The 16,268-nt window shown below is 67.9% G+C and carries 20 protein-coding genes and 1 tRNA gene; 4 read left to right on the top strand and 17 right to left on the bottom strand.

The window, feature by feature from the left end:
* Positions 1 to 20 precede the first annotated feature (20 nt).
* The 3 genes from PIR02_08860 to PIR02_08850 all read right to left on the bottom strand — a co-directional run bounded on the left by PIR02_08860 (position 21) and on the right by PIR02_08850 (position 3,918).
* Positions 21 to 1,529, bottom strand: a complete 1,509-nt coding sequence (locus tag PIR02_08860) for a sugar ABC transporter ATP-binding protein (GenBank protein WZH38769.1) — start codon at positions 1,527 to 1,529, stop codon at positions 21 to 23.
* Between the two features lie 99 nt (positions 1,530 to 1,628).
* Positions 1,629 to 2,702 (bottom strand): sugar ABC transporter substrate-binding protein, encoded by a 1,074-nt coding sequence (locus PIR02_08855; GenBank protein WZH38768.1) that lies wholly within the window; start codon positions 2,700 to 2,702, stop codon positions 1,629 to 1,631.
* A gap of 130 nt (positions 2,703 to 2,832) precedes the next feature.
* Positions 2,833 to 3,918: a hydrolase gene (locus tag PIR02_08850; protein WZH38767.1), complete on the bottom strand. Its 1,086-nt coding sequence runs from the start codon at positions 3,916 to 3,918 to the stop codon at positions 2,833 to 2,835.
* Between the two features lie 331 nt (positions 3,919 to 4,249).
* Here PIR02_08850 and PIR02_08845 point away from each other — a divergent pair, with 331 nt between their 5' ends.
* On the top strand, positions 4,250 to 4,489 hold the full coding sequence (locus PIR02_08845) for a hypothetical protein (protein ID WZH38766.1): 240 nt from the start codon (positions 4,250 to 4,252) through the stop codon (positions 4,487 to 4,489).
* Positions 4,490 to 5,022: 533 nt separating this feature from the next.
* On the top strand, positions 5,023 to 5,625 hold the full coding sequence (locus tag PIR02_08840) for a hypothetical protein (GenBank protein WZH38765.1): 603 nt from the start codon (positions 5,023 to 5,025) through the stop codon (positions 5,623 to 5,625).
* A gap of 271 nt (positions 5,626 to 5,896) precedes the next feature.
* On the opposite strand, the gene PIR02_08835 is transcribed toward PIR02_08840, so the two are convergent.
* The 13 genes from PIR02_08835 to PIR02_08775 all read right to left on the bottom strand — a co-directional run bounded on the left by PIR02_08835 (position 5,897) and on the right by PIR02_08775 (position 14,274).
* Positions 5,897 to 6,094 carry a hypothetical protein gene (locus PIR02_08835; GenBank protein ID WZH38764.1) on the bottom strand — a complete coding sequence of 66 codons (198 nt, stop codon included), beginning with the start codon at positions 6,092 to 6,094 and terminating at the stop codon, positions 5,897 to 5,899.
* Positions 6,091 to 6,606: a hypothetical protein gene (locus tag PIR02_08830; GenBank protein WZH38763.1), complete on the bottom strand. Its 516-nt coding sequence runs from the start codon at positions 6,604 to 6,606 to the stop codon at positions 6,091 to 6,093. The genes PIR02_08835 and PIR02_08830 overlap by 4 nt, the downstream gene beginning before the upstream one ends.
* 393 nt (positions 6,607 to 6,999) lie before the next feature.
* Positions 7,000 to 8,061: a M23 family metallopeptidase gene (locus PIR02_08825; protein ID WZH38762.1), complete on the bottom strand. Its 1,062-nt coding sequence runs from the start codon at positions 8,059 to 8,061 to the stop codon at positions 7,000 to 7,002.
* Positions 8,054 to 9,175, bottom strand: a complete 1,122-nt coding sequence (locus PIR02_08820) for a hypothetical protein (GenBank protein WZH38761.1) — start codon at positions 9,173 to 9,175, stop codon at positions 8,054 to 8,056. The genes PIR02_08825 and PIR02_08820 overlap by 8 nt, the downstream gene beginning before the upstream one ends.
* A 197-nt stretch (positions 9,176 to 9,372) precedes the next feature.
* Complete coding sequence (locus PIR02_08815) at positions 9,373 to 9,756, bottom strand: DUF2190 family protein (GenBank protein WZH38760.1); 384 nt, start codon at positions 9,754 to 9,756, stop codon at positions 9,373 to 9,375.
* A 4-nt stretch (positions 9,757 to 9,760) separates the two neighbouring features.
* A complete protein-coding gene (locus PIR02_08810; GenBank protein ID WZH38759.1) occupies positions 9,761 to 10,111 on the bottom strand; it encodes a hypothetical protein in 351 nt (116 codons plus the stop codon).
* A complete protein-coding gene (locus PIR02_08805; GenBank protein ID WZH38758.1) occupies positions 10,108 to 11,304 on the bottom strand; it encodes a hypothetical protein in 1,197 nt (398 codons plus the stop codon). The genes PIR02_08810 and PIR02_08805 overlap by 4 nt, the downstream gene beginning before the upstream one ends.
* Positions 11,301 to 11,741 (bottom strand): hypothetical protein, encoded by a 441-nt coding sequence (locus PIR02_08800; protein WZH38757.1) that lies wholly within the window; start codon positions 11,739 to 11,741, stop codon positions 11,301 to 11,303. The genes PIR02_08805 and PIR02_08800 overlap by 4 nt, the downstream gene beginning before the upstream one ends.
* The gene (locus PIR02_08795; protein WZH38756.1) at positions 11,738 to 12,592 is read right to left on the bottom strand and encodes a hypothetical protein; all 855 of its coding nucleotides are present in this window, start codon (positions 12,590 to 12,592) and stop codon (positions 11,738 to 11,740) included. Before PIR02_08795 ends, PIR02_08800 begins: the two co-directional genes overlap by 4 nt.
* The gene (locus PIR02_08790; protein ID WZH38755.1) at positions 12,589 to 12,879 is read right to left on the bottom strand and encodes a hypothetical protein; all 291 of its coding nucleotides are present in this window, start codon (positions 12,877 to 12,879) and stop codon (positions 12,589 to 12,591) included. The genes PIR02_08795 and PIR02_08790 overlap by 4 nt, the downstream gene beginning before the upstream one ends.
* Positions 12,876 to 13,136 (bottom strand): hypothetical protein, encoded by a 261-nt coding sequence (locus PIR02_08785; protein WZH38754.1) that lies wholly within the window; start codon positions 13,134 to 13,136, stop codon positions 12,876 to 12,878. Before PIR02_08785 ends, PIR02_08790 begins: the two co-directional genes overlap by 4 nt.
* Positions 13,133 to 14,074 carry a hypothetical protein gene (locus tag PIR02_08780; GenBank protein WZH38753.1) on the bottom strand — a complete coding sequence of 314 codons (942 nt, stop codon included), beginning with the start codon at positions 14,072 to 14,074 and terminating at the stop codon, positions 13,133 to 13,135. The genes PIR02_08785 and PIR02_08780 overlap by 4 nt, the downstream gene beginning before the upstream one ends.
* Positions 14,071 to 14,274, bottom strand: coding sequence for a hypothetical protein (locus tag PIR02_08775; GenBank protein ID WZH38752.1), 204 nt, complete (start codon positions 14,272 to 14,274; stop codon positions 14,071 to 14,073). The genes PIR02_08780 and PIR02_08775 overlap by 4 nt, the downstream gene beginning before the upstream one ends.
* A gap of 102 nt (positions 14,275 to 14,376) precedes the next feature.
* On the opposite strand from PIR02_08775, the gene PIR02_08770 reads away from it, so the two are divergent.
* Positions 14,377 to 15,009: a hypothetical protein gene (locus PIR02_08770; protein ID WZH38751.1), complete on the top strand. Its 633-nt coding sequence runs from the start codon at positions 14,377 to 14,379 to the stop codon at positions 15,007 to 15,009.
* Positions 15,002 to 16,111, top strand: coding sequence for a site-specific integrase (locus PIR02_08765; protein WZH38750.1), 1,110 nt, complete (start codon positions 15,002 to 15,004; stop codon positions 16,109 to 16,111). Before PIR02_08770 ends, PIR02_08765 begins: the two co-directional genes overlap by 8 nt.
* A 58-nt stretch (positions 16,112 to 16,169) precedes the next feature.
* Here PIR02_08765 and PIR02_08760 read toward each other — a convergent pair.
* A tRNA-Ser gene (locus PIR02_08760) sits at positions 16,170 to 16,261 on the bottom strand.
* Between the last annotated feature and the right edge of the window lie 7 nt (positions 16,262 to 16,268).

Raw genomic sequence — 16,268 nt, 5'->3', positions numbered from 1 at the left:
AAGGTTGTGGGGGATGCATCTCAGGCGAGGACCTGCAGGATCCGCTGACCCTGCGGGTCGATCTCGTCGTGATCGAACTCGGCGACCACGCGGCCGCGCGCCATGACCAGCACGCGGTCGCACATCATGGCCTCGGAGATCTCCGAGCTCGCGATGACGACGGTGCCGCCGGACCGCGCGAAGTCGCGGATCAGTTCATACATGTCCTCCTTGGCGCCGACGTCGACTCCTCGGGTCGGCTCGTCGCAGATGAGGAGGCGTGAGGAGCGCACCAGCCAACGGGCGAGGATGCCCTTCTGCTGGGTGCCACCGCTGAGTGTCTTCATCGGCTGGTTGACGCTGGAAACCTTCATGCCCAGGCGCGTCACCATGTCCTGGGCCGCGCGCTTCTCGCGTGCGCCGTCGATGAGGGAGAGGCGACTGAACATCGGCATGCTGGCGAGCGTGATGTTTCCGGCCACGCCCATGTCGGGAATGAAGCCCTGGGCCTTGCGGTCCTGCGGGAGCAGTCCGATGCCGCGACGGATGGCGTCGCGCGGGGAGGCGAAGTCGACCGTCTTGTCATCCATCCGCAGGGTCCCGTCGGTCTTCCGTCGGGCGCCGGCGAGGAGGCTCGCCAGTTCTGACTGACCGGATCCGATGAGGCCGGCGATTCCCAGCACCTCGCCCTGGTAGAGGTCGAAGTCGATGTCGGTGACGCGATCGTCCTCTCCGAGGCCGCGCGCCGAGAGCAGAACGGTGTCCGTGCGGCCCGCTCCCAGCCGGGGGCTGCGCTCTCCGCGCAGCGCCGCGTCTGCGATCGACCCCTCGAGACTCTTCCCCACCATCGCCGTGACGACGTCGGCGGGCTTCGAGCCGGCCGTCTTCAGGTTGGCCGCGGTGACGCCGTCGCGCAGGATCGTGACCGCGTCGCAGAGGCTGTAAAGCTCATCCATCCGGTGGGAGATGTACAGGAGAGTGACTCCCTCCGAGGCGAGACGGCGGAGCACGGTGAAGAGCCGCTCGACGTCGGGGAGGGGCAACGTGGAGGTGGGCTCGTCCAGGAGGAGCACCCGTGCGTCTTTGCGGAGTGCCTTGGCGAGTTCGACGGCCTGCTGCTCCGCCACCGAGAAGCTGGAGACCGGCTGGCGGACGTCGAGGTCGAAACCGACGCGCGCCAGCGCGTCGCGCGCCTGGGCCTGCATCGCGTTCCAATCGACGGCACCGCCGCGCTTCGGAAGCGAGCCGAGGAAGATGTTCTCCGCGACCGACAGGGAGGGCACCAGGCTCAGCTCCTGGTAGATCGTGTGGATGCCGGCCGCCTGCGCGTCCGTCGGCGTCTTGAACCGCATGACCTCGCCGCCCAGGCGGATGGTCCCGCCGTCCGGGGTCTCCGCCCCGGAGAGGATCTTGACGAGCGTCGACTTGCCGGCGCCGTTCTGTCCGGCGAGAGCGTGGATGCTCCCCCGCCTGACGGAGAAGCTGACCCCCTTGAGGGCTTGGACGCCGAGGTACCCCTTGGTGATGCCCTCGAGCTGAAGCTCGTCCATGTCTTTCTGCACTTCCTCGTACGTGGGTGATGGAGCCGACCGCTGCGCCCGAACGGGTGACGTCGGGCGCAGCGGCGGCCGCTGGTCGGCGCTCGGCGCTTAGTCGTTCGCCCGGACGTAGGTGTCGTTCGGCTTGTAGTAGTCCTTGGCGTTCTCCGGGGTGACGACGGTGGTCTGGATGAAGACCTCCTTGTCCGGGCACGCCTGTGTGTCGGCGTTGTAGGCGGCGACGGCCATCTTCACGGCCTCCACTCCCTGATCCCACGGCTGGTTCGAGGCCGTGGCCTGCATCGGACCGGTCGGGTCGTCGACCATCTGCTTGACCACATTCATGCCGCCGTCGTAACCCGCCACGATCACGCCGTCACCCCAGATACCCGCCTGCTGCAGGCCCTGCTCGATACCGCCCTGCATGACGTCGCTCATGCTGAAGACGACCTTGAGATCGGGGTTGGCCGTCGCCACATCACGGATTGGCGCCAGCGCCTTGTCCGGCTTCCATTCCCCGTACTTCGTCTCCAACTTCGTGGTCGTGACGCCCGGGTGATCCTTCATGACGTCCTGCCACCCGTCCATGAAGCCGTTGAAGCGGAGGTCGCTGAGGACATCCCCGGGGAAGCCGCCGATTCCGACGATCTTCATCTCACCGGTGTCGCCGAACTTCGCCACGGCCTTCTCTGCGGCGACCTGGCCCGCGAGTGAGCCGGTGTAGCCCTGGTCCTCGGCGACGTAGCAGTACATGTCGGGCACGAGCGACCTGTCGAGGTTCGAGTTGACCGTCACGAGCGGCACACCGGCGTCCTTGAGCGCGGCGACCGAGGAGCCGACGCCGATGGGGTCGTTGGGGTTCATGATCACCACATCGACGTTCTTGGTGATGAGGGTCTGCACGTCGGCGTTCTGGCGGACGGTATCGCCGTTAGCGTCGAGCAGCTGGATCGTCGCACCGAGCTTCTCGGCCTCGGCCTGCCCGCCTTCGACGAGGGTCTTCCACCAGTCGCTCCCGCTGATGCCGCGCTGGCTCCAGCCGATGACGAGGCCCTCGCCGGTCTTCTTGTCGTCCGCAGAGGCGGAGCCGTCGGTTCCACCTCGGGCGCATCCGGTGAACACGACGGTGCTGACCGCCACGATGGAGGCGAGTTTGAAAATGGTTCGGGAACGGGTGCTGATCATGTTTCCACTTCCTTGTGAGGTGATCGGTGCAGGGTGGGTTCCGGGGGGAGGACGTTTGTCAGGACCGGTGGGGAGGGCGGCGGCGTCCGAGCGTGACGACGCGGCGTGCGCGGAACGCCGCCGCCGGCGGTCAGTCGAGCGGGGTGAAGACGCCGCGCTCTTCCAGCAGCGCGATGTTGCGCGCACGGGTGGCGCGTTCACGCGCGAGCCAGTCCTCGCCCGGGGGGGCCTCGAGGTACTGGTTCTTGGGGTAGATCGGCTTCTCGTAGATCGCCGCGTACTGCTCGGTGCGGAGGTCCTTGAAGCCGTTGAAGACTCCGTTCGCCTGACGATCGCGTCGGAGCGCGTCGATGTCGATCGTCGTGCTGACGAACGTGTCGCCGGCCGTGACGCCGGGCGTCTCGGTGATGATCTTGCCGCGCTGGTTGACGATCATCGAGCGGCCACCGAAGAGGTCGTTGATGACGCCATCCGGGCCGAGCTCCGGGCCGAGGTTGGGCGCGACGACGATCGCGTTGTTGAACAGGGCGTGGGCCTTGTTCTGCACCTCCCACATCCCCTGCGAGGTCTGGGGCTCGATGAGCGTGGCCCGGATGAGGATCTCGGCACCGTTCATGGCGAGACCGCGCGCGATCTCGGGGTACGCACCCTCGTGGCAGATGACGTATCCGATGTTGCCGATGTCCGGGGTCTTGGCGACGGGGTAGATAGCGTCCATGACGTTGCCGTTGCCCTTCTTGACGATCCACTCGTCCCACAGGTCGTGCGGGTTCGTGGTGCCGAGTGTGCCGCCCTCGAAGCCATCTGAGGTGGCCTTGGCACGGCGGTAGATGACCTCGCCGTTCGGATCGATCATGAACGCGCAGTTGAAGTAGCGGTCCGGGAAGTCGTCGTCCGCCACGAGATACAGCTCCCCGGCGATGTAGGTGTTCAGCTCACGAGCGGCCTTCCCCAGCTCGTCCGTCTCCGGGCCCGGAATGGTGCGGGCGAATTTCTTCTCGTCCTCGCGGTCTCCCGCGCGGAATGCCATGTGCATTCCCTGGATCGCCATCTCGGGGATGACCACCAGCTTGACCGGGTATCCCTCGGTCGCGGCGACACCGACCGCCGTCTTCATGAACTGGATGATGCGCCGGGTGTTCTTCAGCGCATCTTCCGGCTCGACGATCGGGATCTGCAGCGGCGAGAGCGCTACGACTGTGTACGGCTCAGTCACGTCCAACTCCTTCGTTGTGGGATTGAGTGCAATGTTAGCGCACTATCAAAAACGGTCAAGATGTAATTTAGACCCGCATTTATGCGGTTTCTGGCCTCTGCAACACTGAATTAGCGCACTCTCAGACCCGCGTATATGAGTCACCGTGCAGCAAAGCGCGTCACCCCCGCGCGGATGAATTTCACCCGACAGAGCTGTCGACGATCGCGCTCCTGGCCTGCGTGGCCGCGGTCATCGGCGCGTCCTTCCGAGAGGTCAGGACCGCACCGACCGCGGCGGCGCGCGAGCCCGTCGGCGTCCCCAACGCCCCCTGCTCGCCCCCGACCGCTCCGTGGTGGTCCCTCGCCAGCACGCCCTCCGAGGCCACGCCCAGCTCCTGCTCTTCGTCCGCCGCGGGTGCGGATCGTGCGAGGCGCTCATCGAGCGCGCCGACACCGACTTCGCCGCGATGGATGCCATCGACATCCGCCTCATCGCGGCCGTGGGCGACGGCCTCCCCGTGCCCGTTCGCGGTCAGGTCCGCACCCATCCGTCGGGCGCCTTGGCCGAAGCCCTCGGGATCCCCCCGTAGCGTCCCGCCGGCTTTCTCCCGTCTCAGCATCGCTCCGAAAGACGACGCCGACCGCGAGGACACCGGTCTGATGATCCGTCGGTTACGCAACGCGTCGGCGTTGATCCTCGTGAAACCCCGCGGGTGCGAGCACCCACTCTGGGAGGCGACGCTCACGGCGCGGGAGGACGAACAGAGGATGTCCGTCCACGACATCGCCCGTTTCGCTGCGGAGGTCATTGTCGCCGAGAATCTGTGCGCCTCCCCCCAAGGGGAAGTCGCTCGAGTGGGACCGCGAGAGCGGTCGACGCAGCCCGTGACCGGGCCCACGCAACGAGAAAAGCCCCGGCGAACCGGGGCTTTTTCTCAGTGCGGAGACGGAGGGATTTGAACCCTGCCGAGTGCCGCGGGATGCTGCGGGGCGAACCTGGGAGCCGCGTCTTTCCGGGCATTTACGCTCACTAGCGGGCGCGTCGAGACACGCTCGATTACTAGTTCTGTTGCCACGGTGTTGCCATGCGACAGTGCCCCACCGCGCGGGTGAAGATGCGCTCATGGGCAAGGTGAAGTGGCACACGTACAAGAGCGCGGCGGAGCGCGTGAACCGGTCGGAGCGAGCGATCCGACTTTGGGGGCAGGCGGGTATGCCGATGGATTGGCAGGTCATCGACGGGCAACGCACCCGCGTCGTCCGGGAGGACATCCTGCTGAAGACGTGGCAGCAGAAGATGCGTGACAACCCGGCTCACCAAAACAAGCTCGCCCGCAAGCGTCGAGAGCAGGGCCTGGCACCCTTCAAGCGGCCCACGATCGCCCGCACGACGCCGGTCGTGGAAGAGCTGAAGCCGACGGTCATGTCCCCGTCAGCGGAGCGCACACCGGTCGAGAAGCCGATGAAGGGCGGCCCCGAGTACTACGTCTTAGACAAGGCGCTGCGTGGGGACATCATGACGCCCGGTGTAGAGCCCGCGTGCCGTGGGGATGAGGCGTTCACGGCTGATCGCGCCGACGCTGCGACGATCGCGCGCATGACGGCCGTGTGCGCGGGATGCCCCGCCCTCGCCCTGTGCGCGGCGTACGCGGCCGCCGGTCGACCGTCTGCGGGCTTCTGGGCCGGTCGACCCGCGGGCACCGTCGCGGCCGACGCCGCCGCATAGCCCTCCGCGCCTCTGTGCGCCTCACAGACCGCCACCACGGCCCCACCGGCGCTACCGACACGGCCCGCGCTCAGGACGGACTCACGAGGCGCACACAGCCGCCCAGCCGGTAACGGACAACCCACCCACGGGGCACCCGCCAGAAAATCCCGCGCACCCGACCACACGGACCACTTCCCGCCCGGTGGCTTCCTCCCTCCCCGGGAAAAATGGGTACCCCCATCGCGCGCGAGGCCGTTTCTGGCGCGATGGGGCCGGGGTTGGGAAGAGTTCAGGCCCAGTCTCGCCAGCCGGCGTCGTAGGCGTCGCGTAGCTCGACGAGCTGCTCCCCAGTGGCGGCGGTGAAGCCGAGGGCGGCGGCAATCTTGCGGCCGCTGTGCAGGCGGACGTCCGGTTTGCCGGCGTGGTCGTCGTCGGCGTGGTCCATTCCGAGGTCGTAGGCCTGGCGGACGGGTGCGTCGTCGCTCATTGCGCCAGGCGCGCGCGGAGGGTGTCGAGCGCCTTCTTCACGGCGTTGTCGTCGGTGAGCTCGCTGCTGTTGTAGCCGCTTCGGGTGAAGGTGAACTCGATCCCCTCGACGGTGACGCTGACCTCGAGCTGGTTGTGCCGTTCGTAGCTCTTCGTGCCGTCGTAGTAGTTGTGGAAGGCCTTCACGCCAATGCTGTCGACGGCGCTCAACGGATGTACGGTGACCTCCGTCGTCGCGTCGTCGGACAGGATGGTGACGGCCGTGACGGTTACGATGACATCGGCGTAGAGCACGGCGAGGTTGCCGGTGCCGTTGTCGTCGAGCTGGCCCGCCATGGCGACGGGTGTGCGGTCCTCTCCGCCGGCGACGATGATGCCGGAGAGAAGTCGGCCGGCGTTGCGGGCGCGGTTTCCTCCCCAGCCGTGAGCGGTGCCGAGAGCTTCGTCCCAGCCCCTCAGGGAGTTGACTCCGTAGTGTACGTGATCGGACGGTTTCATGGTGTGTTCGGTCATGGGCGGCACGCTACTGGGGGGTTCCGACATCAGGCCCGGGTCACCCGAGGGATAAAGCCTCGCGGGCCGCTCTGTGCGGCTCAAAGGACGCCGCGACAAGGGGCGCGCCCGCCCCAGCTACTCCCGCGTCATCACGCGATCAGATCGGCGTCTGCCACGAGCCGACCCCTGGTAGAAATCGGGGACGCGAACCGGGGAGAGGGGAAGCGACCGGGCGGGAGGTGGTCCGTGGTTTGGGGTGTTCTGGATTTTTGAGGGGGTGGGGGGTCGGCCTCGGGCTCGGCCCCGGCCTGGGGTCGGTGGGGCGGGTCAGGCTCGCAGTAACGCGCGTGGCGCAGCAGAGCGCCCGCCTCCCTGTCGTGGGAAGTGGGGCGCTCGGGGTAGAGCCGGGAGTCAGGCTGCGGGCAGCTTCGAACGTGGGTTGACGCGCACGCCCTGGTACTCGACCTCGAAGTGCAGGTGATTGCCGAACGAGGTGCCGGTGTCACCGACCTCCCCGAGGATCTGGCCGCGTGCGACATGCGCGCCCGTGGTGACCTGCGGTGTCGCGTTCATGTGCGCGTAGCGCGTCTTGAGCTCTCCGCCGTGGTTGATGAGGACGTAGTTGCCGTACCCGCCGTCCGTGTCGAACCCTGCGAACTCCACCGTTCCTGCGCCGGCCGACGGGATCGGCGTGCCGTTCGCGGCGCCGAAGTCGATGCCCTCGTGGAACGTCGAGGCACCCTCGCCAGGGGACTCGCGCGGCCCGTACTCATCCGTCACGGTCGACGGTGGCAGCGGCCACGACAGGTTGCCGAACGGGCCGCCGACCGCGGGGGACACCACGACGAGCTTGCCGCCCTTCAACCCGAGCCACATCACACCATCGGTGCTCTCTTCCTCGTCGACGCCGGTCAAGGTGAACCCGTCCGCGGCGACGGTGAACGCCTTCCCGCCGACCAGCAGGGCCGCGAGCGTTTCACCGACGGTCAGGGAGCTGGAGCCCTTCCGGAGGCCGATCGCCGTTGCGTTCGAGTAGAGCTTGGATCCGTTGGAGAACAGGGCCGCGCCGCCGTCCTCTGCCGGGTCGAGCACCATGCTCTCTCCGACGAACAGCTTCCCGTCTTCCATGCGGACGAGGCCGGCGCGGATCATCCCGCCGAGCACGTCGATGTCGCCGCCATCCTCGACCGTGATCCCCCCGCCGCCGCGGACCTTCATCCGGCCCAGCAGGTCGATGAGACCGTTCACCTCGAGAATGCCCAGGCCGGTGACGACGAGCCGCCCGATGACGCGGAGCCATCCGGAGACGAGCTGGGAGCCGCGGACGATCAGCGAGTCCTCCCCGACGAACTCGGTAGACCCGTCATGCACGGACGCGTTGCGGCCGTAGACCATCGTCTCCAGGTTCTCGATGCGCTCCATGAGCCGATCGAAGACGACCTCCGGGCTGCCGACAGGGACGCGCTCAACCATCGCTGTCCCCGTCCTCCGCGTCCTGCAGCGTTTCCAGCGTGAGCTTCACCGTCTCTGGTTCGGCAAGAGACCCGGCGAACCCGAGCACCCGGTGAGCGCTCTCCCCATCGGGGGCGAAGCGGTGACCCTCCGACTGCACATAGATGATCGAGCCGAGTCGCAAGGTCGTCAGGTCCACCGCGTCGGCGTCCAGGTCGAACGACCACCGCTGCGTCGGCTTCTGCCGCGCCGCGAGATACCCCTCCGCGCGCTTGTGCAGTTGCGAATCGACGGTCACGCCGGTGTCTTTCTTGAACGTCACCTTGGAGTCGCGGACAATCCGACCGTCGGCGGCTGCGGGTACCTGCGCGACCTGTAGCCGCTGCTCGGACCCGTCACCGATACCGAACACACCGGTCGACACGGCGCGACCTCGGCGGGCGATCTTGAGGTTCTTCACCGGCGACGCATCGGCCCCCAACACGACCTCGACGTCGGGGCCAGTGAGAAACGGCGAACCGATCAGCGCCTCCCACCCGTACCCGCTGCCGAAGAAACCCGGCTGGAAGTCGACGTCAGGACCGCCCGGGCGCCCCTCGATATCGGCGAGGATCGATTCCCCAAGCTTCATCTCGTAGCACCAGGTACGGAACACCTCGTCGCCGGCTTCCTCGGGCGGGAGGTTGATCGGCACCGCCCACCGCGGCGAATCCTGGTACCGCAGCAGGTAGTACAGCGCACGGGATGCCATGCCGCGCCACGACAGGCCCGTCCAGTCGAACACGCCGTCCGAGTGATACCCACCGACACCGAACAGGTAACGGCCCGTCAACAGCTCACGCAGGTCGACGTGCGTGACGGTGTACGTGCCGGCGTTGTCGTCGTAGTCCCAATCGACGATCAACCCGTGATAGATCGGCGTCCCGTCAACGAGCTCGGTCAGCACCCGGTCGCGGGGACAGTCCTCCCCGAACAAGTCCGCACGGTCGGCGGGGTTGAGGCCGAGGGCATCGATCTGGAAGACGTGGTTCAGGTCGGTGACGCGGCCCCGCTCCCAGTTGCCCTCGGATGCCTCGACAGTCTCGAGGTGCTGGCCGGTGAGGGTCTCCCAGATCACCGTCTCGTGTGTGGTCATATCGGTTACTCCAAAGTCTCGCGATTCACGAAAGAGACGAGGGTGCCATTCCCCCGCCCAGCGGAATGGCACCCTCGGGGTGTGGGTGGTGAGCAAACCGCGCCCGCGGTTCGTCCGATGCTCACCGCCCGTCGAACTCGCGTGCCCCAAACCGGAAAGAAGGTCGGCGGGCGGGCCGCGAGCCCGAAGTCAGTTGCTCAGTAGAGCTCGACGAAGACGTCGTTACCGGCGGTTCCGGCCGACCAGGCGCGGCCGCGGGCCTTGCCGGATGCGAGCGTGACGGCACGCCCGTTCGCCCCGACCTCGACCTCGGCGCCGACACTGACGTCGCCGCCCGCCGTCACGGGGACGATGATGCCCTTCGCGCGGATGAGGTGCATAACCGCGCCGGAGGCGGTGTCGCGCGACGCCACGCCCACCGATGCGCCGGCGAGCGGCGCGGGCACGACGGTTGCGAGCTGACCGGTGGACGGATTGACGCCGCCCAGCAGTGCTACGAACGTCTTACCGACGATCGCCGACGCGGCGCGCACGGTTACGTCGGATGCCGGGGTGTACAGGGGAATGCACTCGTTCGCCATGTCGTCAGGCTTTCCAGCTCGCGGGGTAGTCCACTCCGGCGCCGCCCGGTGCGGCTGCGCGCGCGGCGGCGATCGCTTCCTGACCGTTCTCCGTCCACGATGCCGGGTAGCCTAGAGCGTCCACGCGGCGCTGCTCCGGCGTCGTGGACGGCGCAGCCGCTCGCGACGTACGCTCACGCACCGGTCGCGGTGCCGCGGCCCGAGCCGAGGCGAGAGCCGACGCGCGGCCTGCGATGAACGCATCGACCTCCGCTTGACCTCGCGCGATCACAGCCGCAGCGGACTCCACGCCCGCGCCCATCGCACCGCTGATCATGCCGACCGGGCGCGCCTTCATTCCGGTGAAGTCGATCACGCGCTCTGCCCCTCGCCCGCGGCATCGTTCAGGTCCATCCTCGGCGTCGACGTCGCCCATGCCTGGATCTCCGCAGATGCCGCCGCGGCGAGGTCGCGCGCCTCCGCCACCGTAACCCCGTCCAACCGGAGCGGGCTGACACCCGGCAGGAACACGTCCACCTCGGCCTGCACCGCGTGGGTGAGCGCCACATCGAAGTCAGCCGAGAACGTCCGCGGCAGGGGATTCTCACGGAACAGCGGGTTCCGGAGGGCGATGTCGCCGGAGCCGTACACGCCGAGTGCCCACGGGCCCGGAATCGACATGTCGTCAGGGCGACGATTCTGCGGGATCGGAGCCGCCTGCGACTGCTCCGTGATCATCGCGTTGACCCGCTCGAGAGCCTCCGTAAACGCCTCGTTGGCGGCCTTCTCGTCGTCCTCGTTGATCGCGTCGTCGTCGGATCGCGCCGCGGTGAAGTCGGACGGACGGAGGTCGACCGCCGCGCGCATCGCGACCTCCCACTCTGCGGCCTTCCGGTCCCAGTACCGCATCGATTCATCGGAACGCTTCGCGGCGTGGGTGGTGATCTGACCGAAGATGCGGCGCAGCACCTCGCGAGTGTGGGACATCTGCATCCACGCCCGCACGGCGAGGTCCGTCGAACCGCCCGGTTGACGGATAGCGGCGACGGCGAGCCGGAACTGGTTCAGGTCGAACTCGACCGCCGCGCGCATCTTCGGGAGCTGCTGGCCCAGGCGCGCGATGCGCTGATCCTCCGCCTGGTCGCGGCGCATCTGATCCTCGAGCTGCGCGCGCTGCGCGGCGAACTCGGCAGCGGAGAACTCGGCCTCCGCAGCTTCGAGGGCTGCGCGCGCTCGGTCCATGGCGCTGTTGGCCTCGACCACGGCCGCGTCCGCGACGTAGACGGGCGGCACGATGTCTGACGCCTCGGACGTCTCTGGCTCGGCAGTCTGCGCCCCATCCGTAACGGTGGGGTCGGCCGCGGCCGGCCGTGTGTCGGGCTCCGCGGCGGCGTCGGCGTTGATGTCGGGCTGGGCGTCGGCCTCCGAAGCGACGGGCGCAGCCGTGGCCCGAGAGCGGCTCTTGGTCAGCTCACGGGTGATGGCTTCCTCGAGCTTGCGCGCGCCGGACTTCGTGTCGGCCTCAGTGGCGTTCGGTTCGTTCGTCACCGTCTTGCGGGAAGGTGTCATGGGGAGTCTCCAGGTGTCGATTCGACATGCCGCACCGATCCCTGATCTGACGTGCGCTGGCCCCTGGCCTCCGTGGCGGTCGCGGGGCCCGTGGCCCTCACTGTCCGCTCGGTGAACCACTGTAGCGCCCCCAGCGACCGAACGCGACCATCGACCGGTTCCGGCGCGGCGAAGTGCGGCCGCGCGCGCAGCAGCTCATCCACGAGGACGTCGACGCGCTCCCAGACGATCGCGCCGCGGTCGTCGACGGGCATGCCGACGACCATCAGGAAGTCCGCCGGATCCGCGAGACGCTCCCGCAGGTAGACCGTCAGCAGCAGCCGGTTCGTCACGGTCAGCACGTCACGGGTGACCGCGTGCCGGTCCTGTTCCTCGCGCAGCTCCCGCCGACGTCGAGCAGCCTCCGCCGCCAGGGACTCATCCGTGCGGCCGCTCACGACACGCCCCGCAGCTCGTGAACCACCAGCGCATATTCGTCATCCGCGACCTGTTGAGCGACCATCGCCGCCTCATGCTCCCGGATCAGCCGGTCAGCCTCCGCACCCGCCTCGAGAGCGCTCATGCGTCGAGGGCGCTGCGCGGCGAGACGCAGCTGGTCGAACTTCTCCCGCAGCTTGCTCATGCTCAGGACATTCGACCGCCAGAACTCGTCAGCCTGGCACCACCGGATGACGTGAGATATCTCATCCACGGTGCGGCCGTCGACGTCGATCAGCAGACGGCCAGCGTCGATGCTCTTCCTGGAGCGCGTAGGCCGCTTGCCGCCGTTGCGCTCTACCTCCGACTCCAGCAGCGAGAGAATCTCTTCTACGTCGCCTCGGAGGGGCGCGTCAGCGGCCTCCGACGAGAAGTCTTTAGTCTTAACCGTCTCTATAGAAGGACCATCTGGCATATCTGCCACTTCCATGTGGCGAATCTGCCGCTTCGATGTGGCATCCCTGCCACGTGGCAAATCTGCCACATGGGCGATGACGGGTGAGTAGCTACCCCTCCGCGAGAAGCCCTCCGTCTGATCCGACAGCAGGAACCCACCCGCGACGAGCTTGTCCACCGCCCGGCGCGCCTGATCCTTCGTCAGGCCCGTCTCGGCGGCAATCTCGGCGTGCGTTGCCGCCCACCAGCGCGCACCGTCGTCGCCGGCGTGGCCCGCCGTGGTGGATGACGCGCGCCACTGGATGCGCGTCCACACGAGGGCCTCGTTCGCGCCGCCGACGCGGCGCACGAGCGCGGCACGTACCTGCATGAAGTCGTTCGCGGTGACCTCATCCGCGGGGACGCCGCCGCTCACCGGTTCAGCCCCCGAGGTCTACGCGAAGGGTGCAGCGTGTAGCTCACCGCGAAGCGTCGCCCACGGTCCCTGACGACGACGCCGAGAGCCTCGAGCTTGGCGATCGCGACGGACACCTGACTCACGGTGCAACCGGCCTCGGCCGCGAGAACGCGCAGCGGTGCCGTGATAGGTCCGGTGCCCGCGCGCGCCGACAGCGCCGCGAACACCAGCAGCGCTCTCCTCGGCACCGTCCGGTCCTGGATCATCCACGCGGGGATCATGGCCGCGCCTTCCACGCCGCTCACCGGTCCCGCTCCCGCAGCGTCTCGTCGACGTCGGCCGCGCGCCGCAGCTTCCGTGCCTCCGCCGCCTTCGTCTTCGCGACGACCGCGCGCACGTCACGCTCGATCGTCACCACGGCCGACAGGATCGCGCGTTGCAGCTCGCGGGCCTGTGCGGCTGTCAGAGCGACCGGGGCACCGTCCGGGGGTGTGACGATCACCGCACCGTCCTGACGCGCTGTCGAAGCGCGTGACGTTACCTGGAACGTGTCCCCGCTCACGCCGCCGCCACCTTTTCGGCACGGGCGGCGTTCGCCTTCCGGCACTCCGCCGTCATCCACTGCAGATGAGACGCGAACTCGGCGGCGTCGTCGGCCGTCCCGAAGAACTCGTCAGTGAACACGTCGACGATCCAAGTGTCCTCGTCGAGGCACCGCGTGACCGAGACGGAGTACTGCCCCCGCATGTCCGGCAACTTGACGCGCACCTCGTCGAGGACGTGCGTCACACCGTCCTCGTGCCACTTTCGGAGGCACAGCGGCTCATTACACGGGTAGACGCGCGGGGACGGGTCGCGGTGAGTGTACGGGTCGACGTAGGACCATGACGAGAACGTGAGCTTGAACGTCAACTCGTCAGCCCACGGCTGCTCGATCCGCTCCCACTCGTCCGCCAGGCCCTTCCCCGACCGTGCGCGCTCCACAGCGCCGAGCAACATGTCAAGGTCGCCACGGTTCGCGCCCTCGTGCAGGTACACCACGAACGCGCGCGGCCCATCCTGCTCCGGCCACCGCTGAATGCGGACCGCACCGCCCCGACGCCACCACTTCCCGTCAGTCGAGCGCCACACCTTCGCGTGACGGCCCCCGGTGCCCTTCACGATGAACACGGGGAGGTGCGCCAGCTCATCCTCCGCGAGGCGTGCGTTCCGCAGCGACACGACCTCAGCGTCCTGCACGGTCGCGGCTCGCGTCTCACTCACGGGCGTCGGGGCATCCTCGATCACGATCCGCGGATCCGCGGCGATCGTCCCTCGAGCGGCAGCTTTCGCGCGAGCTGCACGTGCCTGCGCGGCCGTCGACGTCGGGGCGGGCTGGTGCTCGGTGGCTGAATCGGTCATGATGGGTCCCGTCTGGTTCTTGCCGTGGTCGGTTCGGTTCTGGTCGATGCCCTCGGTCGCTGTTGGCGCAGCGCCGGGGGCTTTCTCGTTGATGGTCATCGCGTCATCGCGGCCGTGCTGGTGCGCTCGGACGCCTCGAGCCAGGCGATGATGTCGGCGCGGCGATAGACGACGGTGCGCGGTGTCGGCTTGAGGAACTTCGGACCCCTGCCCTTGAAGCGCAGCTGCGCGAGGTTCGTCGTGGTCATGCCAGGCACGAGCTCGCAGACCTGATCGGGGGTGATGTAGTCGTGATCCATTGCGGACCTTTCTTCTCATGTCCCCAATCCTGGGGTGCGTGAAAACACAGTAAAGATTTCTAACGCTTTGTGTCAAGCACCCCGACGCTGGATACTTGAGAAGTGAGCGACGAAACCCTCCCAGCCCCGCCGACAGTCGCGGTGGCGATTGGCCAGTTCGTCCGCCGATACAGGGCTGAGCACAACGTGCGACGAGATGCGCTCGCGCGAGCTGGCACAGCGCTCGGAATGACCTGGGGAACGACGAGCATCGAGAACATCGAGGCTGGTCGATTCGCCCCGACGTTGCCGACTCTGTTCGCCCTCTGCACGGCCCTCAGCTCGTCATCCGGGGCGCTCAGCGGCGCGGGTCAGATCAAACTCCCCGACCTATTCGACGGCACCGAGAGGCTTACCCTCTCGGATGGTTTCACCGTCTCGACAGAGCGGTTCCTGCACTTCATCGGCTCCGACGAGGCGGCACCGGCGCTTGGCGAGTTCATAGACGAATGGGCTCGACTCGCTGCCGACCGCGACCCCGTAACTCCAACGCTTGCCGAACGCAGGGCGGCGAAGAGGCTCGGCGTCAAGGTCGACGTTCTACGTCAGGTCTCGTTCGCAATCTGGGGCGAATCTCTGGAGAGCGTGGTCTCAGCATCGGTGGGGAGCGACGCCTCCGCCCAAGCTCGCGGACACGAGACGCGCGTCCGAGTTGCTCAGTTGCGAGATCACCTCGAGAGGAACTCTCATGGGTAGCGTCTACCCCTACGAGACGGCCGCCGGCAGAAAGCTGTACCGGGCGGTGTGGCGCGACCCGCTCAATCAGCAGACGTCCAAGCGGGGCTTCGCGACGAAGCGTGCGGCAGAGGAACACATCGCCCGCCAAACGGTAAGCAAGGCGGACGGCACCTACATCGCCGCGAGTGCCGCCAGGGTTACAGTGGGCGAGCTGTCGGGGCCCTGGCTGGCCAGCAAGGCCGCGCTGCTCAAGCCGTCGTCGTACGCGCCCCTGGCGGCGTCGTGGACGAACTATGTCGAGCCGAAGTGGGGCAGGCGCACCGTCTCCGGCATCCGGCACTCCGAGGTGCAGACGTGGGTAGCCGGCATCGGGATGAGCCCGACCGTCGTCGCTCGGGCGTACGGCATCCTCGCCGGGATCCTCGACGTCGCCGAGAAGGACCGACGCATCCTCGCCAACCCCGCGCGCGGCGTCCGCCTCCCCCGGAAGGTCACGAAGCGCGAGCGCCGCTACCTCTCGCATGACGAACTCTGGGCCGTCGCCGCGGCCTCCGGGAGGCCGGCGCTCGTGCTCACCCTCGGCTACTGCGGGCTCCGGTGGGGCGAGCTCGTCGCCCTCCGCGTCCGCGACGTGAACTTCCTCCGGCGCCGGATCTCTGTCACCCGCAACGTCGTCGAGGTGCACGGCGAGTTCCACCCCGGCACCCCGAAGACACACGAGTCCCGCCAGGTGCCCGTCCCCGCCGCCGTGCTGCAGCAGCTCGCGACGGCCGTCGACGGGAAGGCACCGGACGCGCTGATCTTCGACGACGGCCACGGCGGCTACATGCGCCGCACCCGCGCCTCTGCGGGCTCGCGCTCCTGGTGGGTATCGGCGCTCGCGACGGCAAGCGTGGAACCGCTCGTGCTGCACGACCTCCGGCACACCGCCGCATCGCTGGCTGTGTCGGCCGGCGCGAACGTGAAGGCGATCCAGCGCATGCTGGGGCACGCCTCCGCCGCCATGACGCTCGACGTCTACGCCGACCTCTTCGACGACGACCTCGAGGCCCTCACGACCCGCCTGGATGAGGCGATCGGGGCGCGGGTTGTTGCCGCGCCGTTGCCACGCGAGGCATGACAGGAACGAGAAACGCCCCCGGTCCCGCGTGATTCCGCGGTTCCGGGGGCGTTGAGTCTGGCGGAGACGGAGGGATTTGAACCCTCGGTCCCCTTACGGGGACTCCACCTTAGCAGGGTGGTGCACTAGGCCTGACTATGCGACGTCTCCAGGTGAT

It is taken from the genome of Microbacterium enclense (genome assembly GCA_038182865.1).
GTDB classification, from domain to species: domain Bacteria; phylum Actinomycetota; class Actinomycetes; order Actinomycetales; family Microbacteriaceae; genus Microbacterium; species Microbacterium enclense_B.
The sequence above is the reverse complement of the archived record's forward strand: the minus strand, read 5'-3'. Positions and strand labels throughout refer to the sequence as shown.